At 51.3% G+C, this 3,620-nt stretch carries 6 protein-coding genes and 1 tRNA gene; all 7 read right to left on the reverse strand.

The window, feature by feature from the left end:
* Window positions 1-509: DNA-directed RNA polymerase subunit D (locus PLA23_RS11480; RefSeq protein WP_324475270.1), on the reverse strand; the 509-nt coding region annotated here is incomplete at its 3' end.
* Window positions 509-904, reverse strand: a complete 396-nt coding sequence (locus tag PLA23_RS11485; RefSeq protein ID WP_011449845.1) for a 30S ribosomal protein S11 — start codon at window positions 902-904, stop codon at window positions 509-511. The genes PLA23_RS11485 and PLA23_RS11480, both read right to left, overlap by 1 nt.
* 2 nt (window positions 905-906) lie before the next feature.
* Window positions 907-1,452, reverse strand: coding sequence for a 30S ribosomal protein S4 (locus tag PLA23_RS11490; protein ID WP_324330747.1), 546 nt, complete (start codon window positions 1,450-1,452; stop codon window positions 907-909).
* 12 nt (window positions 1,453-1,464) lie between these two features.
* Window positions 1,465-1,920, reverse strand: a complete 456-nt coding sequence (locus PLA23_RS11495) for a 30S ribosomal protein S13 (RefSeq protein WP_324330745.1) — start codon at window positions 1,918-1,920, stop codon at window positions 1,465-1,467.
* A gap of 36 nt (window positions 1,921-1,956) precedes the next feature.
* Window positions 1,957-2,040: transfer RNA gene (locus PLA23_RS11500), tRNA-Ser, on the reverse strand.
* 92 nt (window positions 2,041-2,132) lie between these two features.
* Window positions 2,133-3,131, reverse strand: a complete 999-nt coding sequence (locus PLA23_RS11505; RefSeq protein ID WP_324330743.1) for a deoxyhypusine synthase — start codon at window positions 3,129-3,131, stop codon at window positions 2,133-2,135.
* A 45-nt stretch (window positions 3,132-3,176) separates the two neighbouring features.
* The coding region (locus PLA23_RS11510; protein WP_324475271.1) for a CBS domain-containing protein at window positions 3,177-3,620 on the reverse strand (444 nt) is incomplete at its 5' end.

Genomic DNA, 3,620 nt, shown 5'->3' on the forward strand with positions numbered 1-3,620 from the left:
CGCGTATCAGGGGTGATGACCGGATAGTTCTTGTATCCGCATACCGTCGTCGGGGACCATTTTGCATGTTCCATCCCCCGGTCCATGTATGCCTGTGCCTCAATCACAACCTTCTGGTTCTTCTCAAGTTTTACAATCGGGATATTATCCTCTGCAGGTCGTACCACCGCATCCTGGGAGATCAGATCCCCTGACATCACCATACCCGGCCCTTCAACACTCATGGTAAAGGTGACCGTGCATCGTGGGCAGCCGGTTCCGTTACAGGAACACTCACTGCGGGGGACAAAGCTGTCAGGATCCGTGACCAGCGGGATGAGTCCCAGCCGGTGCGTCAGAATTTCGTCGAAGAGAGCGCTTGTGTTGTCGTAGATCTTAACATCCTCAATGGCAAAGGTCATCACTTCGCTGACCATTGCCCGGCGGAGTGCATTTGCAAACGCAACTGAGGCATCGCTGAGCACAAATGACGCAGCTCTCTCTTCTAGACTGCTGAATTCGATCTTCATCAGACTCTACGACCCCTTCTCCCGCCTTTTGGCCTGATTGAGTCGTGTGGTACCGGAGTTACATCTTCGATAAGTCCGATACGCATTCCTGCACGCGCAAGTGCACGGATTGCTGCCTGAGCACCAGGTCCTGGAGAGCGCTGTTTTCCCCGGCCCGGAGCCCTGACTTTCACATGAAGACCGACAATTCCTTTTTCTCTGGCTGCCTGTGCAACATTTCCAGCCATCTGCATTGCTGCATATGGAGAACTCTCATTCCGGTCCTGCTTGACGACCATGCCACCAGAACTCTTGGTGATAGTCTCAGCGCCGGTCAGATCTGTTACGGTGATGATGGTATTATTAAATGATGCGTAGATATGAGCAACGCCCCATTTTTCCTTCCCTTCACTCATGATTATCTCCCAACCTTTGCAATCCGCTGGCGTTCGGAGTGAATATCACTGACCAGTGGTGAAGAACCGGAGTACGAGATCTCCTCCTGTTCCTTTGCACTTACCGTGTATCCTGGAATAGTGACCCGGCGTCCACCAATCGCAATATGTCCATGAGTAATGAACTGACGTGCCTGCTTGGGGGAACGTGCAAACCCACGGCGGTACACCTGGGTCTGAAGTCTCCGGTCAAGCTGCTGCTCAACCTTGAGTGCAAGGACGTCATCGATGTCCGCGTTTTCTCCAAGCATGCCGATGCGCTGTAAAGAGCCGATCAGTTCCTCCTTCTTCCGTTCAATCCGTGCCTGTTCTGAACCGGTTGACTGCAGTGCAATGATCTCACGAGCTGCTTTGCGGTACTTCCGGAGTGCTCCCTTCGCAATCCAGACCTCACGCTTGTTTCTGAGACCATACTCGATAACAAGGCGGGTCTCTTCCTCAATACGGGAGAGTTCAAACGGACGCTTGGGTGTCTGGTACTGTTTATGGTTTTTACCTGGATAGCCCATGTTTCATCCCGCCTAGGCTTTCTTTCTCTTCACACCGACGATAAGGCCGGTTCTTCCGGTAGACTTGGTACGCTGTCCGCGGACCTTCTGACCTGTCTCATGTCTGATACCGCGATATGCACGAATCTTCTTGAGAAGGTTGATGTCATCTTCAACGGTCATCATCACTTCAGTTCCAAGCAGATGGCGTTTGACACCCGTGTAAAGATCCTTGGGGCGGTTGCTCATCCATGCCGGAATCCGGTCAGAATAGTCACTTAAGACCTCCCGGATGCGGTCAACGGATGCTTCATCAAGTTTACCCATTAATGCGTTCTTATCAACACCTGCAGTTTCAGCAATGAACTTGGCAGTATGTCGTCCGACACCTTTGATACCGGTCAGGGAAATAAGAACGGGCTTCGTTCCGTCAAGGTCGGTATTATGAACCCTGACAAAGTAGTTTATCTCCTGGTCATCCTGAGCCATGCAATGCCTCACTTCAGGGAATTGCCTGCGTGTCAGCGTTGAGGGAGGGATTTGAACCCCCGAGTCCCAAGGGACACAGGGTTAGCAACCCTGCGCCATACCTGGCTTGGCTACCTCAACATGCAAAATCGCATCGTATCGACACTCGCAACAGAATATCTGCTGCTACAGGAATTGTGCTTACTAATGTGGATGGGAATGGGATATAAGGATTATGATGCCTGCACCTCATCCTCCTGGCGTCCTGCATAAACCGGCCGGCGGATGCCACCAGCCAGGAGGGCAGACGTAACCAGCGGAAGGGCGATAGTTGCGTCACAAAAACACTGAACCTTTCTGCAGGTGGATGACTCTTTCCCCCATGATACCGCCTCTTCAAACGTACACCCGGAAAGTCCGCCATAGTGCGGGGTGTCTGTGGTATACTGGATCGCATAATCATGTCCTCCACACCCGTGATCATGGATAGACGCAATAACCTGGGTCTGCTGAATGAAATTTTTTGGAACCCCTCCTCCGATATAGATAACTCCTGTTCTTTGGGCATCTTCCACATGCCTGGTCAGCTGGTCTGCATCGGCAAGCTGATCAATCATGATCCGGTGACCGCCCCGACGTGCCATCACCAGGGCAATACCAATGGATGAATCACACAGAGCAGGGATAAATATTGGAATATTTAGACGGGCTGCGGTCGCGGTCAGGGATCTGCCGGAGGGATAATTCTGTACAAGCCATGCTCCTAGAAGCCTCATAAAGTCTGCCGAAGAACCCAAAAACCCATCAAGATCCTCTGCGAATGCCGCTATTTTTGCATCAACACTCCGAAACTCCTCCTCATAGGCAAACACATCATAAATCCGATCAATTCCCTGTCTGAAGAGTTCTTCATCATCAACCACATGATGGCCGAGATAATGCCGTATCCCGACATGCTCACAGATATCATGGAAGATATTGGCCCCGGTTGAGACAAGGATGTCAATGTACCGGTTTTCAATCAGTGAGATCAGGCACTCCTGCATCCCGGCCGGGATCATGGCACCAGACAGTCCCGCCAGAATGGTAACACCAGGGTCCTGGATCATCTGACTCCATACCGCAACAGACTCGCCAAGTTTTCTCCCCTGAAACCCGGTCCTGCTCATCTGTTTTAAAAGCGTATCGACACGGTTATTCGGTTTTGCAGGCTCTGTGGGGTTAAGGTACATACCAGCGGATTGACACTGCAGGTATTTGGCAATATCGAAAAAAAGTTATAAGGCCCGGATAAGGGATTCCCGGGTTACCATCCCGATAACCTTCCCGTTGTCCGTGACCGGAATGCTGCTGATGTTTTTTGAGAGCATTTTTGACACAACATCCGGAATGGTTGCGGTCTTCTCAACACTCAAAACCGGAGAACTCATGATATCCCTGACCAGGATATTTCGTATCTGATGTTCCTGATGCCGATCATCAACGGCCTCGCGGAATTTCGTAAGAGCTACTGCCACATCGGTCTCTGAAACAAGGCCAGCCATCTTATTGTCAGCCATGACAACATACCTGGCAACCTTCTCATCAACCATCTTCCGGCGAAGATGGACCATCCGCTCTCCGGCCTCAATGACATGGTGAGGGTCTATGACCGAGGAGAGGTCTCCTTCAGGAACCATCTTCGCAAGCAGGTCTCCATAGGTAACCTGTCCGACAATTTT

This window comes from Methanospirillum sp., assembly GCF_035406105.1.
Classification (GTDB): Archaea; Halobacteriota; Methanomicrobia; order Methanomicrobiales; family Methanospirillaceae; genus Methanospirillum.